This is a genomic window from Shewanella inventionis (assembly GCF_019931735.1).
Taxonomy (GTDB): Bacteria; Pseudomonadota; Gammaproteobacteria; order Enterobacterales; family Shewanellaceae; genus Shewanella; species Shewanella inventionis.
The window spans coordinates 1976851-1998019 of record NZ_CP082926.1; the positions used below are offsets into that span (position 1 = coordinate 1976851).

20 protein-coding genes and 1 tRNA gene are annotated in these 21169 nt (G+C 40.9%); 14 read left to right on the plus strand and 7 right to left on the minus strand.

Annotated elements, in window-relative coordinates:
• The first annotated feature begins 521 nt into the window (after positions 1-521).
• Genes K8B83_RS08930 through cydX form a run of 3 tightly spaced genes read left to right on the plus strand, consistent with a single transcriptional unit; the run spans position 522 to position 3361 of the window.
• Positions 522-2078, plus strand: a complete 1557-nt coding sequence (locus K8B83_RS08930) for a cytochrome ubiquinol oxidase subunit I (protein WP_223419624.1) — start codon at positions 522-524, stop codon at positions 2076-2078.
• Positions 2079-2093: 15 nt separating this feature from the next.
• A complete protein-coding gene (cydB, locus tag K8B83_RS08935) occupies positions 2094-3233 on the plus strand; it encodes a cytochrome d ubiquinol oxidase subunit II (RefSeq protein WP_188737274.1) in 1140 nt (379 codons plus the stop codon).
• Positions 3234-3250: 17 nt separating this feature from the next.
• Complete coding sequence (gene cydX / locus K8B83_RS08940) at positions 3251-3361, plus strand: cytochrome bd-I oxidase subunit CydX (protein WP_059747876.1); 111 nt, start codon at positions 3251-3253, stop codon at positions 3359-3361.
• Between the two features lie 87 nt (positions 3362-3448).
• Here cydX and K8B83_RS08945 read toward each other — a convergent pair whose 3' ends face one another.
• Together K8B83_RS08945 and K8B83_RS08950 are read right to left on the minus strand one after the other, a co-directional pair.
• Positions 3449-6520 (minus strand): efflux RND transporter permease subunit, encoded by a 3072-nt coding sequence (locus K8B83_RS08945; RefSeq protein WP_188737273.1) that lies wholly within the window; start codon positions 6518-6520, stop codon positions 3449-3451.
• Positions 6517-7638, minus strand: a complete 1122-nt coding sequence (locus tag K8B83_RS08950) for an efflux RND transporter periplasmic adaptor subunit (protein ID WP_188737270.1) — start codon at positions 7636-7638, stop codon at positions 6517-6519. The genes K8B83_RS08945 and K8B83_RS08950 overlap by 4 nt, the downstream gene beginning before the upstream one ends.
• 225 nt (positions 7639-7863) lie before the next feature.
• Between K8B83_RS08950 and K8B83_RS08955 the strand changes: the two genes are divergently transcribed.
• The gene (locus tag K8B83_RS08955; protein WP_188737268.1) at positions 7864-8514 is read left to right on the plus strand and encodes a TetR/AcrR family transcriptional regulator; all 651 of its coding nucleotides are present in this window, start codon (positions 7864-7866) and stop codon (positions 8512-8514) included.
• A 93-nt stretch (positions 8515-8607) separates the two neighbouring features.
• The gene (locus K8B83_RS08960) at positions 8608-9534 is read left to right on the plus strand and encodes a TonB-dependent receptor (RefSeq protein ID WP_188737266.1); all 927 of its coding nucleotides are present in this window, start codon (positions 8608-8610) and stop codon (positions 9532-9534) included.
• An 83-nt stretch (positions 9535-9617) separates the two neighbouring features.
• Here K8B83_RS08960 and K8B83_RS08965 read toward each other — a convergent pair whose 3' ends face one another.
• Together K8B83_RS08965 and K8B83_RS08970 are read right to left on the minus strand one after the other, a co-directional pair.
• The gene (locus K8B83_RS08965) at positions 9618-10067 is read right to left on the minus strand and encodes an LPP20 family lipoprotein (protein WP_188737265.1); all 450 of its coding nucleotides are present in this window, start codon (positions 10065-10067) and stop codon (positions 9618-9620) included.
• Positions 10064-10774 (minus strand): FlgO family outer membrane protein, encoded by a 711-nt coding sequence (locus K8B83_RS08970; protein ID WP_188737263.1) that lies wholly within the window; start codon positions 10772-10774, stop codon positions 10064-10066. Before K8B83_RS08970 ends, K8B83_RS08965 begins: the two co-directional genes overlap by 4 nt.
• Positions 10775-11056: 282 nt before the next feature.
• On the opposite strand from K8B83_RS08970, the gene K8B83_RS08975 reads away from it, so the two are divergent.
• From K8B83_RS08975 to K8B83_RS09000, 6 genes are all read left to right on the plus strand, one after another.
• Entirely contained in the window at positions 11057-12262 is a 1206-nt protein-coding gene (locus tag K8B83_RS08975) for a flagellar assembly protein FlgT (protein ID WP_223419627.1), read from the plus strand.
• Positions 12263-12420: 158 nt separating this feature from the next.
• Positions 12421-12496: transfer RNA gene (locus K8B83_RS08980), tRNA-Arg, on the plus strand.
• Between the two features lie 329 nt (positions 12497-12825).
• Complete coding sequence (locus tag K8B83_RS08985; RefSeq protein WP_223419630.1) at positions 12826-13551, plus strand: hypothetical protein; 726 nt, start codon at positions 12826-12828, stop codon at positions 13549-13551.
• Positions 13552-13610: 59 nt separating this feature from the next.
• Positions 13611-15212, plus strand: coding sequence for a hypothetical protein (locus K8B83_RS08990; RefSeq protein ID WP_223419633.1), 1602 nt, complete (start codon positions 13611-13613; stop codon positions 15210-15212).
• Positions 15213-15548: 336 nt separating this feature from the next.
• Entirely contained in the window at positions 15549-16028 is a 480-nt protein-coding gene (locus tag K8B83_RS08995; protein ID WP_188737255.1) for a DUF2947 domain-containing protein, read from the plus strand.
• A gap of 69 nt (positions 16029-16097) precedes the next feature.
• The gene (locus K8B83_RS09000; RefSeq protein WP_188737254.1) at positions 16098-16658 is read left to right on the plus strand and encodes a chalcone isomerase family protein; all 561 of its coding nucleotides are present in this window, start codon (positions 16098-16100) and stop codon (positions 16656-16658) included.
• Between the two features lie 172 nt (positions 16659-16830).
• Here the strand turns inward: K8B83_RS09000 and K8B83_RS09005 are convergent, their stop codons facing one another.
• The 3 genes from K8B83_RS09005 to flgA all read right to left on the minus strand — a co-directional run bounded on the left by K8B83_RS09005 (position 16831) and on the right by flgA (position 18464).
• Complete coding sequence (locus K8B83_RS09005; protein ID WP_188737251.1) at positions 16831-17256, minus strand: flagella synthesis protein FlgN; 426 nt, start codon at positions 17254-17256, stop codon at positions 16831-16833.
• A gap of 96 nt (positions 17257-17352) precedes the next feature.
• Entirely contained in the window at positions 17353-17682 is a 330-nt protein-coding gene (gene flgM, locus K8B83_RS09010) for a flagellar biosynthesis anti-sigma factor FlgM (protein WP_223419636.1), read from the minus strand.
• A 74-nt stretch (positions 17683-17756) separates the two neighbouring features.
• On the minus strand, positions 17757-18464 hold the full coding sequence (gene flgA, locus K8B83_RS09015; protein ID WP_188737247.1) for a flagellar basal body P-ring formation chaperone FlgA: 708 nt from the start codon (positions 18462-18464) through the stop codon (positions 17757-17759).
• Positions 18465-18817: 353 nt separating this feature from the next.
• On the opposite strand from flgA, the gene K8B83_RS09020 reads away from it, so the two are divergent.
• The 3 genes from K8B83_RS09020 (at position 18818) to flgB (ending at position 21169) form a co-directional block, all read left to right on the plus strand.
• Positions 18818-19738 carry a chemotaxis protein CheV gene (locus K8B83_RS09020; RefSeq protein WP_188737245.1) on the plus strand — a complete coding sequence of 307 codons (921 nt, stop codon included), beginning with the start codon at positions 18818-18820 and terminating at the stop codon, positions 19736-19738.
• 62 nt (positions 19739-19800) lie between these two features.
• Complete coding sequence (locus K8B83_RS09025) at positions 19801-20634, plus strand: CheR family methyltransferase (RefSeq protein ID WP_188737243.1); 834 nt, start codon at positions 19801-19803, stop codon at positions 20632-20634.
• Between the two features lie 136 nt (positions 20635-20770).
• Positions 20771-21169 (plus strand): flagellar basal body rod protein FlgB, encoded by a 399-nt coding sequence (gene flgB / locus K8B83_RS09030; RefSeq protein WP_188737241.1) that lies wholly within the window; start codon positions 20771-20773, stop codon positions 21167-21169.

Genomic DNA, 21169 nt, shown 5'->3' on the forward strand with positions numbered 1-21169 from the left:
TCGAATAACAGCACCTCAAAGTCTCTGCCGCGCGGTTTTATATGTGTGTAATGACCAACAATTCGCTGCAAAAACAAACTCGAAAGATCCGCAGCTCCTAGCAATTGCACTTTTTTTGTCAATACCTCTTGCGAGGGTGGGGAGGGGCGAATTTGCATTAATGTTGATTTTTTGGGCATAAAGAGGTTGTGTGAACGTCACAAAAATGATTTTTTTATGCGTTGTAGCACAAGTGTGAAAAACATAAGCTGTTGATATTAAAGCGCTAAAAAATATTCATGCAAAAAATCTAATGAAGGTCACATATTTAATTAAAAAACATGATCTCTTCAATCAATTTACCGTAAGATATATCAGGTTTAGGAATGGACTTGAAATCATAAGTTGTTGGGTTTATTGAATACTTTTATTGTTAAGTTAATCAACTTTGCAAATTATATTTCTGGGACAATATCATCAATTTGGCAATGCTTTATTGCCGTGTCGCATTTGGTCGAACTGAATGAAGTAAGGAGTCGCCAATGATTATCGAAGAGGTTGTTGAGCTATCGCGTTTTCAATTTGCGTTGACAGCCATGTACCACTTTTTATTTGTTCCGCTTACCCTGGGATTAGCCTTTATACTGGCCATTATGGAGTCAGTTTATGTAATGACTAATAACCAGATTTATAAAGACATGACCAAATTTTGGGGTAAGTTATTCGGTATTAACTTTGCCCTAGGTGTGTCTACTGGCTTAGCAATGGAGTTCCAGTTTGGTACTAACTGGTCTTATTATTCGCATTATGTTGGTGATATCTTCGGTGCGCCATTGGCGATTGAAGGATTGATGGCATTCTTCCTGGAATCGACCTTAGTGGGTATGTTTTTCTTTGGGTGGGATCGTTTTAGTAAGCGTCAGCATCTTGCAATAACCTGGTTAGTGGCTATTGGCTCTAACATGTCTGCATTGTGGATTTTGATTGCAAACGGTTGGATGCAAAACCCCGTTGGTTCAGTGTTTAACTACGAAACCATGCGCATGGAAATGACTAACTTTGCCGAAGTGGTATTTAACCCTGTTGCGCAGGTTAAGTTTGTGCATACAGTGGCTTCTGGCTATGTAGCTGGAGCAATGTTTGTTCTCTCGATTAGTGCTTACTACATCCTCAAAGGCCGTGATTTACCCTTTGCTCGTCGCTCGTTTGCCATTGCAGCCAGTTTTGGTATGGCGGCGATTTTATCGGTTATCGTATTAGGTGATGAATCAGGATACGAAGTGGGTGAAGTTCAACGTGTTAAATTAGCGGCAATTGAAGCTGAATGGCACACAGAACCCGCACCAGCAGCGTTTACTGCGGTTGGTTTCCCTAATCAAGAAACCATGCACACAGATTATGCTGTTAAAATACCGTACTTAATGGGAATTATTGCAACACGTTCTTTAGATGAAGAAGTAACAGGAATACGAGATCTTGTTAAAGAGCATGAAGTGAGAATTCGTAACGGTATGGTGGCTTATGCGTTACTTGAAAAACTGCGTGCAGGTGATGAAACCCCTGAAACTCGTGCACAATTTGAAGCGACAAAAGGCGATTTAGGCTATGGCTTCTTACTAAAACGCTACACAGATAACGTGGTTGATGCGACAGAAGAGCAAATCATTGCGGCCTCTTTCGACTCTATTCCAACGGTAGCGCCAATGTTCTGGAGTTTTCGTTTAATGGTGGGTTGTGGCGTGATTATGTTGTTTGTGTTTGCTGCTGCGTTTTGGCAAAGCACACGTCATAAAATTGCTGAGAAAAAGTGGGTGTTGCGAGCAGCACTATACAGCTTACCGCTACCTTGGATTGCCATTGAAGCAGGGTGGTTTGTATCAGAGTTTGGCCGTCAACCTTGGACCATCTCAGAAGTGCTACCTACCTTTATGTCGGCATCGAGCTTAACGCCAGCTGATCTATGGTTCAGTATTATTTCGATTACGGTTTTCTATACCATTTTACTGGTGATAGAGGCTTTCTTAATGTTCAAGTTCGCACGTCTTGGCCCAAGTAGCTTAAAGACTGGTCGTTATCACTTTGAAACCCAAGATGCCTAATCGGAGGACCTGATTATGTTTGATTATGAAGTATTAAGATTTATCTGGTGGGCATTAATCGGCGTGTTATTTGTCGGTTTTGCTGTCACCGACGGCTTTGATATGGGTGTTGGCGCGTTATTACCGATTATTGGTAAAGACGACACCGAACGCCGTATTATGATTAACTCCATTGCCCCTCACTGGGACGGTAACCAAGTTTGGCTTATCACCGCAGGTGGTGCCTTATTTGCTGCTTGGCCTATGGTTTATGCAGTGTCGTTTTCTGGCTTTTATGTGGCAATGATGTTGGTGCTGTTTGCCCTTTATATGCGTCCTGTTGGCTTTGATTATCGTTCTAAAATTGAAGATCCAAAATGGCGTAAAACCTGGGATTGGGCTTTGTTTGTTGGCGGTTTTGTACCACCACTGATCATTGGCGTTGCATTTGGTAACTTACTGCAAGGTGTGCCATTTAACTTTGACGAATACCTACGTGCAACTTATCACGGCGGGTTATTTGGCTTGTTAAATCCCTTTGGATTATTAGCCGGCCTTGTCAGTGTTACCATGTTTATGATGCAAGGCGCATCCTGGTTACAAATGAAAACCGAAGGCGAGTTACGTGTGCGCAGTGCTAAAGCATCGCAAATATGTGGTGGTTTACTGTTTGTACTATTTGCGGTTGCAGGCGTTTGGCTTGTTAATGGCATTGATGGTTATGTGATTACATCAACGCTTGACCTAGCTGGCCAATCAAACCCTACCACCAAAACCGTTGCTGTTGAGGCCGGTGCTTGGTTAGCCAATTACGACAAATATCCAGTGACCATGTTATTCCCTGTATTGGGCTTGTTAATGCCAATTTTAGTGATTTTAGCTAGTCGCTTTAATCGTAGTGGCTTTGCATTCTTGTTTAGCTCGCTTGCTATTGCTGGTGTGATTGTGACTTGCGGTGCAGCCATGTTCCCGTTTGTAATGCCATCATCATTAGAGCCTAATGTGAGCTTAACCATGTGGGATGCAACAGCGAGTCAAATGACGTTAAAAGTGATGACATTTGCGGCTATTATTTTCGTACCAACGGTATTAAGTTACACCATTTGGACTTATTACAAGATGTACGGCCGCTTAAATCGTGCGTTTATTGAAGACAATAAAACGTCACTTTACTAGTTTAAGGAGCGATATCTATGTGGTATTTTGCGTGGATTTTAGGTGTATTACTGGCATGTTCATTCGGTATCATCAATGCGTTATGGCTTGAAAATACTGAAAACATGGATCGTCAAAGCGAAGATTAATCTTCTACTATGCCCATCAGTAACAAAAAACCGCTTTAGTGATAAAGCGGTTTTTTTTTGGTAGTTATTATGAGTAACTTGTTACCGCTAACTCGTTACCGCTTTTCCTTGTAGAATTGTTCTTCGCGGTTTCATCAGCAGCAGGTACATTACTGGCACCCACATTAATGACAGCATTGTGGTCAATAAAGTACCGCCGGCAATGGCGATGGCAAAGGGTGGCCAAAAACCGCCGCCTGCAATGATTAATGGTAAAAAGCCGCCAATGGTGGTGATGGTGGTTGAACCAATATGGCGCCCGCAGCTGCTAACGGTATCGATAATTAACCTAATATTACCTTGCTTGGCATCGGGTACATCTTCAAGTTCAGCTAAAATCACAATGGCAGCATTAATGGCTAATCCCATTAACCCCAACAAACCGATAATAACGGTAAACCCAAATGGATAACCAAATACAAACACCGCAAGCAAGCCTAATCCTGCCGATTGGAATGCACTAAGCAAAATGATGGCTGTTAATCTAAATGAGTTAAATGACAGTACAACAGTGGCCAAAAGTAGGGTTACCACAAGCACAATATTAGACATCAAGTTACCCACAGCCTCATTGCGCTTGGCACTTTCACCACCAATTTCAAGATGATAACCTGCTGGAAGTGCTAGTTGTTCAACTTTTTCTTTTGCATCGTTTAACACCTGAGCCGGCAGTACGCCACTGGTGATGTAGGCTTCAATGGTGTTGACCCTCTCACCATTACGGCGTGGGATTGCACCGCGGCTCACATTGACTTCATTATAAGATAATGCCGATAGTGGAATTCCAGATCCAGATGCCGAGACCAAGTTTATTTCGGCTAATCGGGTTGCCTGTTCACGGCTAGAGTCGCCTAAACGGACTCGTACAGGTAGTGATTCTGTTTGCTCTAAAATACTGCCGCCAATAATCCCAGTAGTGGCCATTTGTATTTGGTTGGCAATGTCGCTTAAGCTCAAGCCGCTCATTAAGCTGGCGTCTTCATTTACCTGTAACCACACTTTAGGCGCACCAGAGCTTAAAGTTGCACGAGTATGAATAACATCAGGCGTGGCATTTAAAATGCCTCTCACTTGTTCGCCTAATACTTTTAATGTGTCTAAATTAGGGCCATAAATGCGTAACTCTACAGGGGCATTAAATGGTGGGCCTTGTTCTAATTTGCGCACCAGTATTTGTGCTTGTGGGTATTCGATATCAAGCTCTTTTTGTAATTGCAAAATAAGCTTGTTAGCGGCAACAAAATCGGTCACTTTAATCATCGCCTGAGCGTAATTTGTTGCCCCTTGCTGGCGTTGAGTGAGGTTGTAATAAAACGATGGCGTGTTACCTCCAACGACCCAGGAGGCTTCGAGTATTTCATCTATTTTTTGTAGCTTGGTGTCGATAAGCCTCACTTGTGCCAACGTATTTTCAATACTCACGTGTGGCGCTAAATACACCTCTATTTGAAACATGTCTCTATCTGAAGGCGGGAAAAACTGCTCTGTCATTTTACCTGCGGCAAAAAAGCCTACTACAGGCAAAATGCCGATGACAATTGCAGTTAATAACGGACGATGAAGCGCAAAATGCAAGCTGGCGGTAAAGGCCTGGCTGATACGTGGAAAAGCCATTCCTTGTTGATACCATGCGCTTGGTTTTTCACTGCGGCTAAAACGACCCGCAAGGCCAGCAATAATCGTGTGAGAAATTATATAAGAGCCAAGCAGGGCAAACATAACCGAAATAGCAATGCCGCCCACAAACTCACCGGCAGCACCTGGCATTAATACAATGGGAGCAAAAGCCAGCATGGTGGTGATGGTTGAGCCCGCTAAAGGTAGCCATAAATGGTGTAAGGTTTTAGTGACGGCCTCAAGTTTCGTCATGCCTTGTTGGCGCCGCTGGGCAATGGCATCGACGATGACGATTGCGTTATCGACCATAATGCCTAAGGCCACGACTAAACCTGTTACCGACATTTGGTGAATAGGCAGCCCGGTATATTTCATACAGGTTAGGGTAAACAATGCTGTTAACGGTAGTGATATTGCAACAATTACGGCATTGCGCAGCCCTAAAGTAAGCATTAATACCACAAGGATTATAATAAAACCTTGCAGTAAGTTAACCACTAAATCACCCAATCTATCTTGAGTATAACCTTGCTGATCAAACAGCCATTGCACCTTAATATTGGCGGGTAAATTGACAGAGAATTGCTCAATCGTGCGGTTAACTTGTTGTTGCCATATATCAACTCGGTTGTTGTCGAGCATACGCGCAGAAACCAGTATACCTTGTTGGCTATCGATTAAGGCGACGCTGCCTGCCGGGGTTTTGCTTTGGCGAGTAATAGTTGCAACATCGCCAAGGCGAATAATTTGCCCATATTCATCAACTTTTAACGGCACTTGCCTGATGCGGTGCTGCGAGTCAAGTTCGCCAGACACTTCAACTAGGGCTCTAAATTGGCTGTTATTAATTTCGCCTGCTGAAATTTTACTGTCTGCATTTGATAAAATGGCAGCAATACTGGCAGGTGTGAGATGAAGCTGGCTAATTTTATTGCCGTCCAGCTCTACGAGTATTTCTTCTTCTGGTGCGCCATAGAGTTTGGCAAAGTCAGTGCCGGTTAATAGGCGTAAGCGGCTTTGTAACTCTTTGGCGTAGCGATTGAGAATATCGGCTCTAACAGGTGAGTCATCAGCCCACACAAGCCCTAAAATGGCAGTGCTAGCGTAACCTAGTTGATCATCTAAAATGCCATTTTGAGCCGCATCGGGTAGCAAGTATTTGCTGTCTGCAAGCAAATCGCGCGCGCGCGACCAAACCGGATCTGTATCTGTAACCGTATCTTTTAATTCGAGCTGAATAACTGAAATACCAGGTCTTGAAGTCGATTGAACCAGTTTTAAATCTTCTAAACGACGTAATTGGTTTTCGAGCACCTCGGTCACTAGTGCTTCAACCCTTTCGGCAGATGCGCCTGGATATTGAGTAATAACAGAAGCAAAACGGTTGGTAATGTGCGGGTCTTCAGTGCGCGGCAGGCTCGATATCGCCCCAAGCCCCGCAACGATTAACAGTGCGATAAATAAACTGGTTAAACGACCATTTTCAAGAAACGCTTTAATCATAGCGCCTCCCCACGAGTATTTTGTGCCAATATCACATTTTGGCCAACAACGACTTTATGTAGCCCATCTACGACGATTTGCTCGTTAGCTTGTATTGCGCCTTTAATAAATGCCTGCTGTTCATTTGTGTAAATGATTTCAACATCTCTGCGTTCAATTTTATAAAGTGGTGCATCATCTTTTACTACAACATACACATTCCAAAGACCTCTCACGCCATCGGTTAATGCTGACATTGGTACCCAATAACCTGCTACGAAATGATCTTGCTGATAAACCAAATAAGCAATTTCACCATTGATTGCCCTTGCTGATTCAGGCAGTTGGATCCTCAGTTGCACTGTGCGGCTTGTTGGGTTTACCTCGGCGCTTATCCCGGCAATTTGAGCGGTAAACGTTTGCTTGCCAACGCGCACATCGACATGTTGCTGCGCCGTTAATTGCTGGGCAATATCGACTGGCACACCAATGTAGGCGACAGGTTGACTACTACCCACTAAATTAAACACTGCACTGCCAAGGGCTATTACTTCACCTAGGTTGTGATAGCGCTGACTAATCACACCATCAAATGGGGCGACTAAGGTTGATTTTTCAATTTTTAATTTTGCCGCAGTTAAGCTGGCTTCAATGCGTTTTTGATTGGCTTGTAAGCTAATAACCTGTTGTTGGGTTTCATCGAGTTGCTGCGCCGACACATAGTTTTGCGTTTTTAACTTTTGTGTGCGTGCTAAGGTGCTTTTTGCCAAGTCGATATCTGCTTGAGTTTGTAACAGGCTTGCTTCGAGTTGTTGTTTTTCGGCAATTAACAAGTCGGTGTCTAATTGCGCTAAAAGTTGGTCTTTTTTGACCACATCCCCGCTATCTACGGCAATACTATTGAGTTTACCCGCCAGTTCAAAACCAATGCCAGTGGTGTTTGCTGAGCGAATTGTGCCAGTATAAGTTTGTATTTTTTGGTAACGATCATTAAGCACTAATGGCTGAGTTAAAACCGATTGATACTCAACGGTTTGCGAATGTTCTTTAACTTCAGAGCCACAACCATTTAATGCGAAGATACTGATCCCGATAACCCAGAATCTAAGGCGTTGCGCAAGTGTGCTAACTGCAAACATAATTATTCCTTTAAAACTATATCTAATCAGGTGATGACTCATCTCGCGCTCTGCTTAAGGTGTTACCTGTAACCATACCGTAAGATGTAATTTATTTGTTAACTAGACTCGGTAGTCTAATTTTATAAAACTAGACTGACTAGTCTATTTTTGGGTATTATGAATTAATGATATCGAAAAATATCGATGCTGAACTTTGCAATAGGGTTAACCTACGGATTTCACATGACAGAAAATACTTCAGGCATAAATAATGATGAACAGGCCAACTTAAGTCGCAGTGAGCAAAAGCGAATGCAAGTGCTTGAGTCGGCAATGGAATTGTTTTGCCAAAAAGGCTTTCCACTTACCAGCATGGATGAGGTGGCTAAACATGCGGGGGTTTCCAAACAAACTGTGTACTCGCATTTTGGCTCTAAAGATGATTTATTTGTTGCAGCCATTGACTCTAAATGTGTTGTACATCAGCTCACTGGTGATATTTTAACTGATGCTCGTGATCCCCAAAGGGTGATATTACTATTTGCCAAACAATTTGGTGAGTTAATTGTGAGCAAAGACACCATGACAGTATTTAAAACCTGTGTCGCACAAGCCGATACCCACCCAGAGGTGTCTAAATTGTTTTACGACGCAGGGCCAAAGCACATATTGGGATTAATTCGTGATTACCTTACCAAGGTGAATCAACATGGCCAATATTACTTCGAAAATCCACACGACAGTGCTGTAAGGCTGTGTTTAATGTTATTTGGCGAGCTTAAGTTACGCCTTGAACTTGCGTTAGAAACCGAGCATTTATTGTTAAGCAGGCCGCAATATCTACAAGATACCGCAGAGATGTTCTTGCGGGCGCATAAGGTTGCAATAAAATAATGCATAAGATTTGAACTGAAGTATTACTTAATTAGTATTGGTTCAGACAGTTTATGCTACACACCATATTATTTCGAAAGGATGCACATGATTATGACGTCTTTTAACGGCTCTAACTTTACGCGCAATACACTGAGTTTATCGATTAAATCGTTATTATTAATCCCAGGGCTATTACTCAGCCAACAGGCCTTAGCTGCACCTGAACGTTCGCCATTTTCGCTGACTGTTGCGCGTACTTCTGCGGTTACGGCTAATGTGGGGCAGGGGGATGAAAATCAATTACAGCGAGATGCGTGGAAAACCAGTTTTTCAGCAGCCATGCCGTTAAATAGACAATGGTCAATTGGCGCCAGTGTCGGCTACGATAACCATGATTACGACTGGCGTATTAACCAGGCAACGCCGTTACGTTTAAGCGAACAGGATTGGTCAACCGTACATCAATACAGTGCCGGGCTATCATTAACTTACCGGCCAGATAATCACTGGATGTTTATAGTTGCTCCTAAATTGCAATATGCCTATGCCGATACCGCCTCATCGTCAAATGCGCAAAGCTACGGTGTTGTTGCATCGGGCATGTACCGTTTTAACTCAGGTAATATGCTTGGGTTAGGCGTGGCTTATTTGAATGACATTTCAGAAGTACGCACCGTACCTTACTTAGCCGTGCGCTGGCAAATCAACGACAAGTTAGTGCTAGCTAACCCGTCTCAAGCCGGTTTTAGTGGCCCAGCAGGTTTAGAACTGAGTTATCAATATAAGCCTGATATTGATTTTGGTATTGGTAGCTCAAAACGAACTGAACGCTTTTTAATTGCCGATGATGATCAAACCATCGAGATTGACGAATGGGTGGGCTTTGTTCGTGTAGGCTGGAAAGCGACCGACAATGTGAGTGTCAATGCTTATGCCGGTTACTATTTTGGCGGCGAAATGGAGCTTAGTGAACCCGATGTTACCGAAGACATTGAAAACCAAGCCGCGTTTGGGCTAGCGTTTAAATTAGCTTTTTAAATTAATGTGTTAAGCTATATTTAGTCCAGCTTATAAAATAAAAAATGCCGCTGACATCAGCGGCATTTTATCAATCATATGCTTTAAAAATAAGTGACGTCTTTAACCCGTTTAGGGCGATTTTGTTGTTCGTACAATTGCCACACTTGCTTAAAGTCTAACGCTAACTCAGTGACATAAAACTCACCAGAAGGATAGGTTTTCACCACTTTCGCACCGCGAATAATACCACTCACGCTTGACTTAACATTATCGTCAGTTAATAACCACTCACTGACATCGCTATTCGCTGAAATTTTTTGGCCGTAAACTTGCTCAGCCAATTCACGATAGGCTGCAATTTTAGACGCCTGCATTGCCATTAAAATACGGTGCGATGGTTCAGGGCTTGGTTGAGTGGCTAATGGGGCATAACCTACCGCCGTTAAAGTCGGGAAGGATGTTGGCGCCTCCGTTTCCCACTGCACATATTTATCTTTACTCACACAGCCACTGAGTAACACCAACATCATTGTTAATATGAGTGTCCTCATAGCTTTTCTCCTAATACGGTATAACGGCTGTCGCCTTTTTTCTCATGACGGTATAACAAGCCATCACGAGACTCGATAATTTCAGACTCTTGTAAATATCCAGATAAACTCGACGCCGCAACAAAAGATTGCACTGCAGATAGCACACGGTTATTGGTTACGTTAACCACCCGACCATTAAACACTATACCTTCAGGGGTCATGGTCATTGTAGACACTAATACATGTGACACGGGCAGATCTGATGGCAATAATTCCCAATTACGGCTTAACATAAATTCGCCTTGCTCAGTTGCACGCAAACTGATGGCAACATTCATATCAACTAAATTAAATTCATGCGCATGAAACGCCGCCAATAAACCTTGCTGTAATTGTAAGGCTAGCTCATTGGTCGCATTTAAATTATTAGCCAGTACCGGAGTTGTGATCAGCAGGGGTTGATCAGGCCGTAAGGCGTCATTTTGTAAAACTAATTCATTGACCAGTTTTTCGGCCCACACATTAATTTGGCCTTTTGGCGCTAATCCAGCGGCTTGAATATCGTAAACCAACTGATCATGATAGACATCGTTTTCATCAGCCACTTTGACGTATTTACCGTTATTGTTAAACGCTAAATTATTTGCCGGGTTAGGCGTTTGGCTACATGCTGCGATAGTCAGCATCGCAAACACTGCCGTAGTGGGGATAAGCCTATTAATCATGATGATTCCTTAAAGAGTGTCGCCGGTGCTCGCGATAGCATGTCGGGCGTAAAAGCCGAAAATACCCAACGGCTCTGTTAGTTATAATGCGCCACGACCAAGCCGCTATTAAGCTATAAACCTTTATCGGCACTGGGCTAAAAAGCTTTACTAGATTTAACCAACAAACAAAGCACTCAGCAGTGGCGCAATTTTTGCTTACTAAATTATATCGCGTCAGTTGATTCATTTTATATGCTAAAAGAAGGCAAAACTGACGACTTTTTGACATTAGGATATCGTATGCCGGCGCCAATTTACTTTAAAAAACCTGTTACCAGCCAACACAAGCTAGCCCTTGTCGTGTTGATATTGATGAGTTTATTTCAGGTGCCTGCCGCTTTGGCTGAGCAGGTTGAAGTCACTGGCAGGGCTAAAATTGTCAATGGCGATATCGATAAAGCCCGCGAAGATGCAATCAGTCAGGCGTTAAATTATGCCAGCTTAAAGGCTGGAGTTAATTTTTCGAGCGAGCAGTCAATCGACCAGGGGCGGCTCACTCAAGACACCTTTCAAATGCAGCGCATGGGCACAGCAAACAATGTTGAATTAATGAGTGAAATGATCAGCCAGAACACCATTACAGTGGTGTTACAGCTAGAGTTAGCAGAACCCGAACCTAATGCTCAATGCAAAAGCCAATTATTAAAAGCTTCAATTATGTTGCCGCAATCTTACCTGCAAGAACGAGAACAACTGCGCTATGGGCAATTAGCTAATTTCGAACAGCAAATAACGCTGCAATTGGGCAAAGTGATTAACTCACAATCTCGACATAGCTTTGCTCGCGTCCATGCCGATGAAAAAATTGATAACACCAACCAGCTTGTTAACTTCAGGGGGTATCGCATTCCCACATGGTTAGGTGAAATTACAGAAAGTCAGTATATATTGCAGCCAGATATTATTGATATTTCAACAGAGCCAGCAGAAAGTCGGTTTTTTGGTTTGAGTGAAGACTATCCACAAAGGCAGTTTATGATAAAAATGACGCTTTACCATGCGATTAGTGGCGAAGTGGTCTGGACCGAAACCTTTACCACATCAGCGCCGTGGGAATTTGAAAAACAAGAAGTGGTATCACCAGCTAATCAACGCTTTTGGCGTTCATCTTATGGCCAGGCCATTAGTGAGATCTTTCAGCAAAGTGTGTTAACGCTTGATAACCAGTTAAATTGCAGACCATTATTAGGGCAAATAATAGCAAGGCAAGGGGACAGATTAATCATTAATCTTGGTCGTAAAAATGGTGTAAAAATGGGTGATAAGTTCCAAATTGTGCTGCAAAAAAATATCCCCGATCGCCTAAACACTATGCGCCCCATCGCCAGTAAAAGTCGTGCAAGTGTAGTAATAGAGCAAGTTAGCGAAGACAGCGCAACAGCTGTATTTGAAGGAATCGATGCAGCAGATAATATTCAAGTGAACGATATTGCGATTAAAAACTAATCATCAATAATATCTAAGTGAGTTTAGCAGACCATTAACGCCGTTTTAAGCTGAAGATGTGGTAAATATTATCCGTATACGTCATTAACTCGGCTAAGATTTAAGCAATTAAATTTAAAGGCTTTAAATCAATTTTAAACTCAGTATAATCACAGGGTCTCTCTATAGCTCAACAGGATAGAGCAGCCGCCTCCTAAGCGGCCGATCGGGGTTCGAGTCCCTGTGGGGAGACCATAACACCTATTTTTATATTTAAAATCAATAACTTAATAAAATAGTCAAAAATTGTGCCGCCTATGTGCCGCCTATGTGCCGCCTCTGGAAACCACTTTTTTGGAATTTTTTTTTAAGCATTCTTCAAAACTCCGCTTTTCGATAGTTTGAACTCAATCATGGACATTTAAACGTATTTCCAATAGTTTTCTATTAAAGCTAAAACATGGAAGTATTGTGTAATGAACCTCAAGAAAGAGTCTAACCTACAAACTAAACCTCACTAGTCTGAAGTCGATAATCAGTTAGAAGAACTTCTAACCGAAATGCCTGAAGCGCTGAAGTTGCAAATGGTTAATATTTTAAATTCGTCAGAACATGCTAATCAAAAGCTGAAAGCCGATTTTTTAGCCAGCTTACAGTCATTCGACATGCTCACTCAAAAAGATTCAGCCGTTAGACCTTTTCTTCCAAAAGGCACTAATGAAGAGTCTTTAGCCAAAGCGCTTTCGAAAGTTGATAACAGTCAGTCAATACTTGAGACTGAACAGCTTGAAGGCGCAGATATTTTTACATCATTATTTGAGTCAATTGCCGCAGAGCCATGTGATGACATTAATGAGATCAGACAATTTGCCAATGCTGCCAACTTACATGAAGCATTTGGTGAAGAAGGTAGTGAAGCTCTCACATTTCTAAATGCGATTCCACAAGACAGTGCTGAGCTTATTCATGGTGCTATAGCTTGTCAAATGGCTGGTATGCCTAAGCAAGCCAATTTATTGTTTGAATTATTTGCTAAACGTCAATTTATCGATGCTAATGATGGGTATCAGTCACTTCAAACAGAGATAACAAAACATAAAGGTTATGCAGAAGCTTCATCAAAAGCTGGAAAAGCAGGTCGAGATAAGCGTTATGCTAAAAAAGATAAAGTAGAAGCTTTTGCTATACAGTTTTATACTCAGAAAAATTATGCTAACCCGCATCAAGCTGCGCAAGCTATTGCTGAGAAAGTGTTAAGTTTTGAGGAGAGTATCAATTATTCTTTTACTTCTTCCTACCAAGCAATCTGAACAATCAACTCTTGGCTGAGCAAGCATATTAAATCAACTAAATAAAATGGATTTTTACTGTGGTTAAAAATACCTCACAAGCTAAATTGCTTTTTCCAAAACCTCAATATCCAACACACAGAGCTTATATTGATCTATTTATTAGAATGCTTAATAAAGACAAAATTTGTGTTCTTGAGCGAGATTTAGAGATCTTGTCTATAGGATTAGGTAAAACCGCTCATAAGCTATTTCAATCAGTGGTGGAAAAAGAAACCTTATTCGAGCAGGTTGATGCTTTATTGCTCGGTTCTCTAAAACTAAAAGTTGAAGTGAAAAAAAGATTAGCTGAGTTTGGTGTTGAGCTATTAGATGATTCAAATCACGCTGTAATTGACTTGATTTTTGCACAATACAACGTAAAGCTTGATAAGGTTCAAGTAACTAAAAACAAAACGAACTTTAAGATTGAAATTGAGAAGATTAAAAAGTCAAAAGCTACAACCGAAATTTTAAATAAACCACGATTAGTACAAAGCGTACAAAACACTAAGCAACAGGTTGATAAACATTCAACGGATATGTTTAAAGCAAAGATTATTCAAGCTAGAGCATTATTTCCTGAAGATATTTACCCCAATTATCGAACTTTTACAGACTCTCTACTTCAACAGGTTACGAGTGATCCACTACGAATTTCAGGTGCTGATATGGAAAAACTATCAAGTGCATTTGGTTCAGAAGAACTAGCTTTATTCGCAAATCTTAATAATCATAAAACAATTGAAGAAAAGCTAAAACACATTGTGTTTGGTTTACTTCAGTTAAAAATTTCAGTGAAAAAAAGGCTTAAGGACAATGGTTGCGAGCTTTCCGTAACTGCTAACGTAACCGTTATCAAAAATATTAAGGCGCAATATCAATCAAAAGTGGAGGCTATAGAAGCTAAAAAACAACATGATTTAGAAGAAAAAAGACAAGTTATAGAATCTGAAAGATTAAGAGTTATACAAAAGGCTGAAGCTGAAAGGATAAAGCATTTTTCTGACTTTCCTAAATTGGGTGTAAAAAACATTCCGAAAAACTCTCATGCTGAAAAGCTTTTAAATAAACTAATGAGAAGACAAATCAGTCTAGATGAAAAAAAATGGTTAAATAGTGAAGGTATTATTTCAGAGCTTATCGATAAAATGTATTACCTTCAGTTAGCTCATCAACATTTTCAAAATTGGAAACAAAAAAGCCGACCTTGGGAATTGGTTAATGCCAGTGCTGCTTATAGAAAAGCGGAAGTACTGACCAAAATAAAAAAAGCGTTAGATGAGTCATATCCGTTTAATATTCCTAAGAATGAAAAGAAATTAAAATCTGCTTTATTAACCACATACGGTGGCGTTTGTAGAGACTTAAAGGATTATGTGAATTCAATTAAACTTGGTTTAGAAGCACATAAAGTGACACCGTTAAATTTCATGCCATGTACTTTGCTAGGCGCTGTTTATCTTTCAACGGGTGAATTTGACTTAGGCCATGAGTGGTATGACAAAGCAAAAGAACGAGGATTTAGCCAAGACGCTTACGATAATGATATTAAATCTGTTTATTTTAGGGCAAGTGATGAAATGAAAAATAGGTTAAAACAAAACCTCGTAGCTACTGGTCACAAATATAAATGGTTATAAATCTATACCGTCGCACCCTGTGACGGTACTTTTACACCCCAAGAAATACCTTCACACCCTGTGGTGGCGACAACTACCTTGAAAAACGCCGTGACTAATTTACAGTAATTTTGGTTAATGTCAAAAATGCAATTATCGATTAAAGTTGTTGATAAATAACATTTAGTTGATTTTGGTTGACTTTGGTTAAATTCAACCAAACTCACCTGTGGGGAGACCATATCTTCTTTTGTTTTATTAAAATCTTTGTCTTTATTTTCTCTGTTGCTCTATCGCAGTTGACCTCGTTTTAACGCTATAATTGCAATCTCATTTTAGTTTGCCAGGAGCAGTTGTTTGTCACACTCATATATTCCATTTGATCTTTATAAACGTAAGTGGATTTTTAACCATAAAGATTTGCCTGTAGCAGATGCTGACAAGGCGTTGATTAAGCCATTGGCTGATAAAAGTGCCATGGAAGTCTGGAATAAGTGGATAAGCAATAAAAGCAGCCGAGCAGAGCTATTTGAGAAAGGCGATTGGCCAGCAAAGCAAGATGCCTGGAGTGCAACTGAACATTGGCAGTCGGCGTGGGATTCTCATGATAATGCACTGCCTGAAGCCATTTTAGAACACATTCAATGGCCAGATGATGCTGTGATTTATTTTTGTTATGAAAAATATCAAGTGTTAGAAACTCGTTGGGATGTGTTTGTGCGCAACTGGAAATGCTTTTTGTTTTTTGATGACGGCCCTATTTTAATGGCGCCAAAACATAAACAAGCATTGATGTTTGAGCAAAACGGCCAATTTAAATTGGGCATGCGTGGCTAACCCCTTTGTCGCCTTTAAGGCGCTTTTATCCCACCGAAAACATAAAATTTTTAGTTGTAACGAGAATATATGAAACTTAATCAATTAATTGGGTTCGCGTTTGCTGTGTTTTTGCCAGTTGTTGCTCAGGCGAAAATGGTTGCTGAAGTTAATGTTGCCGACGAAGTGACTTTTGCAGATCACTCTTTATTACTCAATGGTGCAGGTATTCGCAGTAAGTTTTTTATGGACCTTTATGTCGGCAGTTTATATTTACCTGCTCGCGCACAAGAGTTAGATGCCGTGCTTGAGTTACCAATCGCCGTTATTCAGTTAACCATTACCTCTTCAATGATTACGTCTGACAAAATGCGCACAGCTATTGAAGAAGGCTTCGATTCAGCCACTGATAATAATATTGGGTCTATTAAAAAGGATATTGAACACTTTACACAATTGTTTGCCGACGAGATTGTTGAAGGCGATCAATTTACCTTTATTACCCAAAAGGGCAAGGGTGTTACCAGTTTAAAAAATGGCCGGGTTCAAGGTGACATTGCCGGAGAAGCATTTCGTCAGGCTTTATTAAAAATTTGGTTGGGCGATAACCCTGCACAAGACAGTTTAAAACAAGATATGTTAGCGCAGTAAATCAATTGCTAGGTTCTAGGGCGGACTGCGTCCTGCGAGGTTCTAGGTTCTAGAGCGGATGACTAACTAAAAGATACTCTGCGCGACTTGAGCTGTTATAGTTTCTAGCCGCGAAGCGCCCTAGCAGCGCAGCGCGCAAGGCTGTTTTTAGTACCAAGGCCTCTAGAATTTATTAGGCCGTAAAGTCGTTACCTAAGGTTGAAATAGTCGAGGTTTTGCCTTTGTCATTATAAGTCAGGCTTGTTGCATTGCGGCTGATTTGTAATGCCTGGGCTAAGCGGTTTATGGTGGCGATATTGTGCTCAATTAAGCTAGAGTTTTGAGTGTTAATGTGTTTGCACTCGGCAAGCAAAACTTTAGCGGCTTCGACTTTTTGAACAAATTCAGGTAATGACGTGAGTTTGTCTTGCTCAGGATGAGCAGCTAACTTTTCATCGGTGGCCTTAAGTAGGCTCATTCGTTGCATTTTATCTTTAGCAAGTGTAAGCAGCTTGTCTGCATCTTGCTTTAATAATGCTTCTTTTTCTTCAGTGATAAGTTGTTTGAGCTGCGTCAGTGTTTGGTGTTGGGCATCAAGTAGTACAATTAAGTTGGTCATATATTACTCTTAGATTTATGTAATCAACACTTCTTCACAATGCCATAAGGCACCGATAAAGAAAAATTGAAATACAATAAAGAGTAACGGACTAGGCTACTCTTTATCGAATGATAAGCCACTCAGTTCAGCTTCAAAACTAGCGATGTTAGCGGCTAATTTTTCAGGATCAACTTTATAGCGACCCTCTGATATAGCTTGTTTAATTTCGGCGACCTTTTTTTGGTCAACTTCAGGTAATGCTGCCATTTTGGCTTGAGCACCTTGCAGCTGTTGAGCTTGAGAGGTAATACTTACCGAATCGTTTTTAACTGGTGTTGCCGATTGTTGAGGCGCTTCAGTCTTTGATTGCGAAGTTGACTGCGTGTCACGTGCTGTTCGCATCTGTGTATTGGTCGCAGTATTGTTTTTAATATCAATTGCCATTTGAGGCTCCAGCGTAATGTATCAGGTTTTCCTTATCTTGCTATCGGCGTGCTAGGAAAAAACTTTAGCCTATTTTACATTCTTACTTCAACTTCGCCAACGGCAATTACAACAGCTTCTAATTGCTTGTTACTTTGATTGTTTTTAACTCGAATGGCTTCGCCAATATTGCCATCACGCAAGGCTTCACCTAGGGTTTTGATTTGTATGTTTGCAGTATTTGCATAAATGGACACCATGTCGCCCTTACATACAAAACATAAATTTTTATCTGTAATGGGGGAGTCTTTAGCGACTCTGCGCTTAACGCGTGAACCCATTAAACTTTGAACATCTGAAAAATACTGGCCTTTCAAACTGTATTGATCAACAAACATAATGGTTAAATGTTGATTGTCGAGAATGTCATTGGGTGCCAGTAATTGTGTGGCGACCACGACGGGGTATTGCACATCCACTCTAACTGAAAGATACATTTGCCAGGGGTAGTCATAATCTGGGGTGTTACAACCTATTTTTACGGTATTGTTTCTGCTGATCTCTCTATCACTGGCGAGCTCAACTGATATTGGAGGGTAACATCGTGGTGGAGTTAATCGACCTTCTAGGTTTTGTGGGGTAATGTCGACCTTAGCATTTGACTCTACATCAATTTTTTTCTCCACCGCCTCTTTAGCTAATTGATAAATGGTCGATAGTGAAGGAGCAACAGCTTGCTCATTAGCCATTGCCGATGAAGAAAGCGAGAGAATGCACAAAAAACATAAAAAAAATACTTTCATAATGAAGATACTAGCTTGTTTTGCCAGAATACACCTATACTTTGAAAAACGATAAATACACACAATATGTGAACGTATTGAGTAAACTAATGACTGGTTAGTATGGCGGCGAATCATTTTCATTACCCTCCGTCAAAAAACTACCACATGGTCTAGTGAGTTTATCTAAGCAAGTTGTATGCCTATTGTGGCAAGGCATGTTGGTTTAGTTGGCAGCCATGCAATGTTTACGTTGTGTTAGTTGTCGGTAAAATGTGTTAATAACAAAGTATCAATTACAGTAAAACTTGGTTTACTATAATTTAAACAACTAATTTATCCTTTTGGGTCACAGTTAACTACAAGGCCGTGTTATGTCGAGCATTTTAGATTCAGTCAATAAACGTACCCAACTTGTTGGGCAAAACAGATTAGAGTTGCTGCTATTTAGGCTTAATGGTCGTCAACGCTTTGGTATTAACGTGTTTAAAGTAAAAGAGGTGCTGCAATGTCCTCCATTAACTACGTTACCTAAATTAAACCCATTCATTAAAGGTGTTGCTCATATTCGTGGCTCAACAATTTCTGTAATTGATTTGAGTGCTGCGACAGGTGGCCGTCCACTGGCCTCTACTGAAAATTGTTTTATCATCATTTCTGAATACAACCGTAGCGTGCAAGGGTTTTTAGTGAGCTCTGTTGAGCGCATTATTAACATGAACTGGGCATCAATTATGCCACCTCCGCAAGGTGCTGGTCGTTATTCATATTTAACTGCGGTGACAGAGATTGAAGGCGAGCTAGTAGAAATTTTAGACGTAGAAAAAATCCTTGATGAAATATCACCGGTTAAAACGGCTATCAGTAAAGAAGTCAACGAAACACTGACAATAGATAGAGAGCAGCATTACCATATTATGGTTATTGACGACTCAGCTGTGGCACGTAAGCAGATTATTAGGTCATTAGAGTCATTAAATTTACAAATCGATACGGCAAAAGACGGTAGAGAAGCACTCGATAAACTTAAGAGCATTGCCGCAGAAATGGATGATGTGTCGCAAGAGATCCCGTTAATTATTTCTGATATCGAAATGCCTGAAATGGATGGTTATACCTTAACGGCAGAAATACGTGACGATCCGAAACTGAAAAAGATTAAAGTGGTTTTGCATACTTCACTCAGTGGTGTGTTTAACCAGGCGATGGTTCAAAAGGTAGGGGCAAACGATTTTATTGCAAAATTTAATCCAGATGAATTAGCGGCTGCAGTCAATAAACATTTGAGCTTATAACTGTTTATAATGACAGAGAACAAAGTGCAAGCATGTTAAAGCTTACTTTTTAGGATAATAATGTGACAGATAAATCACTTGCTGAAGCAGAGTACAATCAATTTAGGCTGTTTTTAGAGCAGCACAGCGGTATTGTGTTAGGCGAGAATAAACAATATTTAGTGCGTAGCCGTTTAGCGCCTCTGATGGGCAAGCATAATTTGCCATCATTATCAGAGGTGGTTAAAAAGTCGATGAAACCGACTGAAAGACAACTGCGCGCCGAAGTGATTGATGCAATGACGACTAACGAAACGTTATGGTTTCGTGATCGTTACCCTTTTGACTTATTGCAAAATACCTTGCTACCTGAATACAGTAAACTGGGTCGCCCGATAAAAATTTGGTCTGCGGCGTGCTCCTCAGGGCAAGAACCTTATTCTTTAGCGATGACAGTGTTAGAGTATCAGCAGCGTAAGCCTGGTGCATTACCGGGGGGGGCAACTATTCAGGCAACTGATTTATCTCCGTCAATGCTTGAACGTTGCAAAAATGCAGAGTATGACAGTTTAGCATTGGCTCGTGGTTTGTCTGATGAGCGTAAGCGTCAGTTTTTTGATGCTTTACCGTCAGGCAACATGAAAGTAAAAGACAATGTAAAACGGTTAGTTAACTTTAGGGCGCACAATCTGCTTGAAAGTTATAGCTTATTAGGTAAGTACGACATTATTTTTTGCCGTAATGTGCTGATTTATTTTGCACCAGAGGCAAAAGCTAAAATTTTGCGGCAATTTGCTGCCGCACTTAATCCTAAAGGAATTTTGTTTCTGGGTGCGTCAGAATCTATTGCGGGTTTAACCGAAGAATTTAACATGGTGCGTTGTAACCCTGGGATCTACTACCAGAAAAAAGTATAGAAAAAATAATAGTTTACTTTGCCTTTCATGCCGGCGTTCGTCGGCATGTTCGTTTTTACTCTCCTTATACACATTATTTTTATTGTTGGCATAACCTTTGCTTTAATTCTATCAGTTAGCTGATGGAGGCAATTTTATGGCGATTAATTTCGATAATGCATTAGGTGTTCACCAATATTCATTGGGCGTGCGTGCTCAACGAGCAGAAGTGATTTCAAGTAATATCGCCAATGCCAACACACCTCATTACAAAGCGCGAGATGTCGACTTTGCATCAGCAATGCAGGCCGCAAGCTCTCATCAAAAGGGCTTGAGCATGAGCCAAACCACAGAAAAGCACTTTGACCTAACATCGTTAACTCAACAGCACGTGCAATACCGAGTGCCAGAACAACCTGACACAGGTGATGGAAACACAGTAGATACCCAAAAAGAGCAATCTGCATTTATGCAAAATGCGCTCGAATATCAAATGTCTTTAGGGTTCCTTGAAAGTAAATTTACTGGCATGCGTAAAGCACTGCGAGGTGACTAA

Bases quoted from the DNA above. Each gene is read 5' to 3' on its own strand.
- flgM (WP_223419636.1), bottom strand. From the start codon at position 17,682: ATGGCAATTGATATTAAAAACAATACTGCGACCAATACACAGATGCGA.
- cydX (WP_059747876.1), top strand. From the start codon at position 3,251: ATGTGGTATTTTGCGTGGATTTTAGGTGTATTACTGGCATGTTCATTC.
- K8B83_RS08960 (WP_188737266.1), top strand. From the start codon at position 8,608: ATGACGTCTTTTAACGGCTCTAACTTTACGCGCAATACACTGAGTTTA.
- K8B83_RS08930 (WP_223419624.1), top strand. From the start codon at position 522: ATGATTATCGAAGAGGTTGTTGAGCTATCGCGTTTTCAATTTGCGTTG.
- cydB (WP_188737274.1), top strand. From the start codon at position 2,094: ATGTTTGATTATGAAGTATTAAGATTTATCTGGTGGGCATTAATCGGC.
- flgA (WP_188737247.1), bottom strand. From the start codon at position 18,464: ATGAAAGTATTTTTTTTATGTTTTTTGTGCATTCTCTCGCTTTCTTCA.
- K8B83_RS09000 (WP_188737254.1), top strand. From the start codon at position 16,098: ATGAAACTTAATCAATTAATTGGGTTCGCGTTTGCTGTGTTTTTGCCA.
- K8B83_RS08945 (WP_188737273.1), bottom strand. From the start codon at position 6,520: ATGATTAAAGCGTTTCTTGAAAATGGTCGTTTAACCAGTTTATTTATC.
- K8B83_RS09020 (WP_188737245.1), top strand. From the start codon at position 18,818: ATGTCGAGCATTTTAGATTCAGTCAATAAACGTACCCAACTTGTTGGG.
- K8B83_RS08975 (WP_223419627.1), top strand. From the start codon at position 11,057: ATGCCGGCGCCAATTTACTTTAAAAAACCTGTTACCAGCCAACACAAG.
- K8B83_RS08965 (WP_188737265.1), bottom strand. From the start codon at position 10,067: ATGAGGACACTCATATTAACAATGATGTTGGTGTTACTCAGTGGCTGT.
- K8B83_RS08970 (WP_188737263.1), bottom strand. From the start codon at position 10,774: ATGATTAATAGGCTTATCCCCACTACGGCAGTGTTTGCGATGCTGACT.
- K8B83_RS09005 (WP_188737251.1), bottom strand. From the start codon at position 17,256: ATGACCAACTTAATTGTACTACTTGATGCCCAACACCAAACACTGACG.
- flgB (WP_188737241.1), top strand. From the start codon at position 20,771: ATGGCGATTAATTTCGATAATGCATTAGGTGTTCACCAATATTCATTG.
- K8B83_RS08985 (WP_223419630.1), top strand. From the start codon at position 12,826: ATGGTTAATATTTTAAATTCGTCAGAACATGCTAATCAAAAGCTGAAA.
- K8B83_RS08955 (WP_188737268.1), top strand. From the start codon at position 7,864: ATGACAGAAAATACTTCAGGCATAAATAATGATGAACAGGCCAACTTA.
- K8B83_RS08950 (WP_188737270.1), bottom strand. From the start codon at position 7,638: ATGTTTGCAGTTAGCACACTTGCGCAACGCCTTAGATTCTGGGTTATC.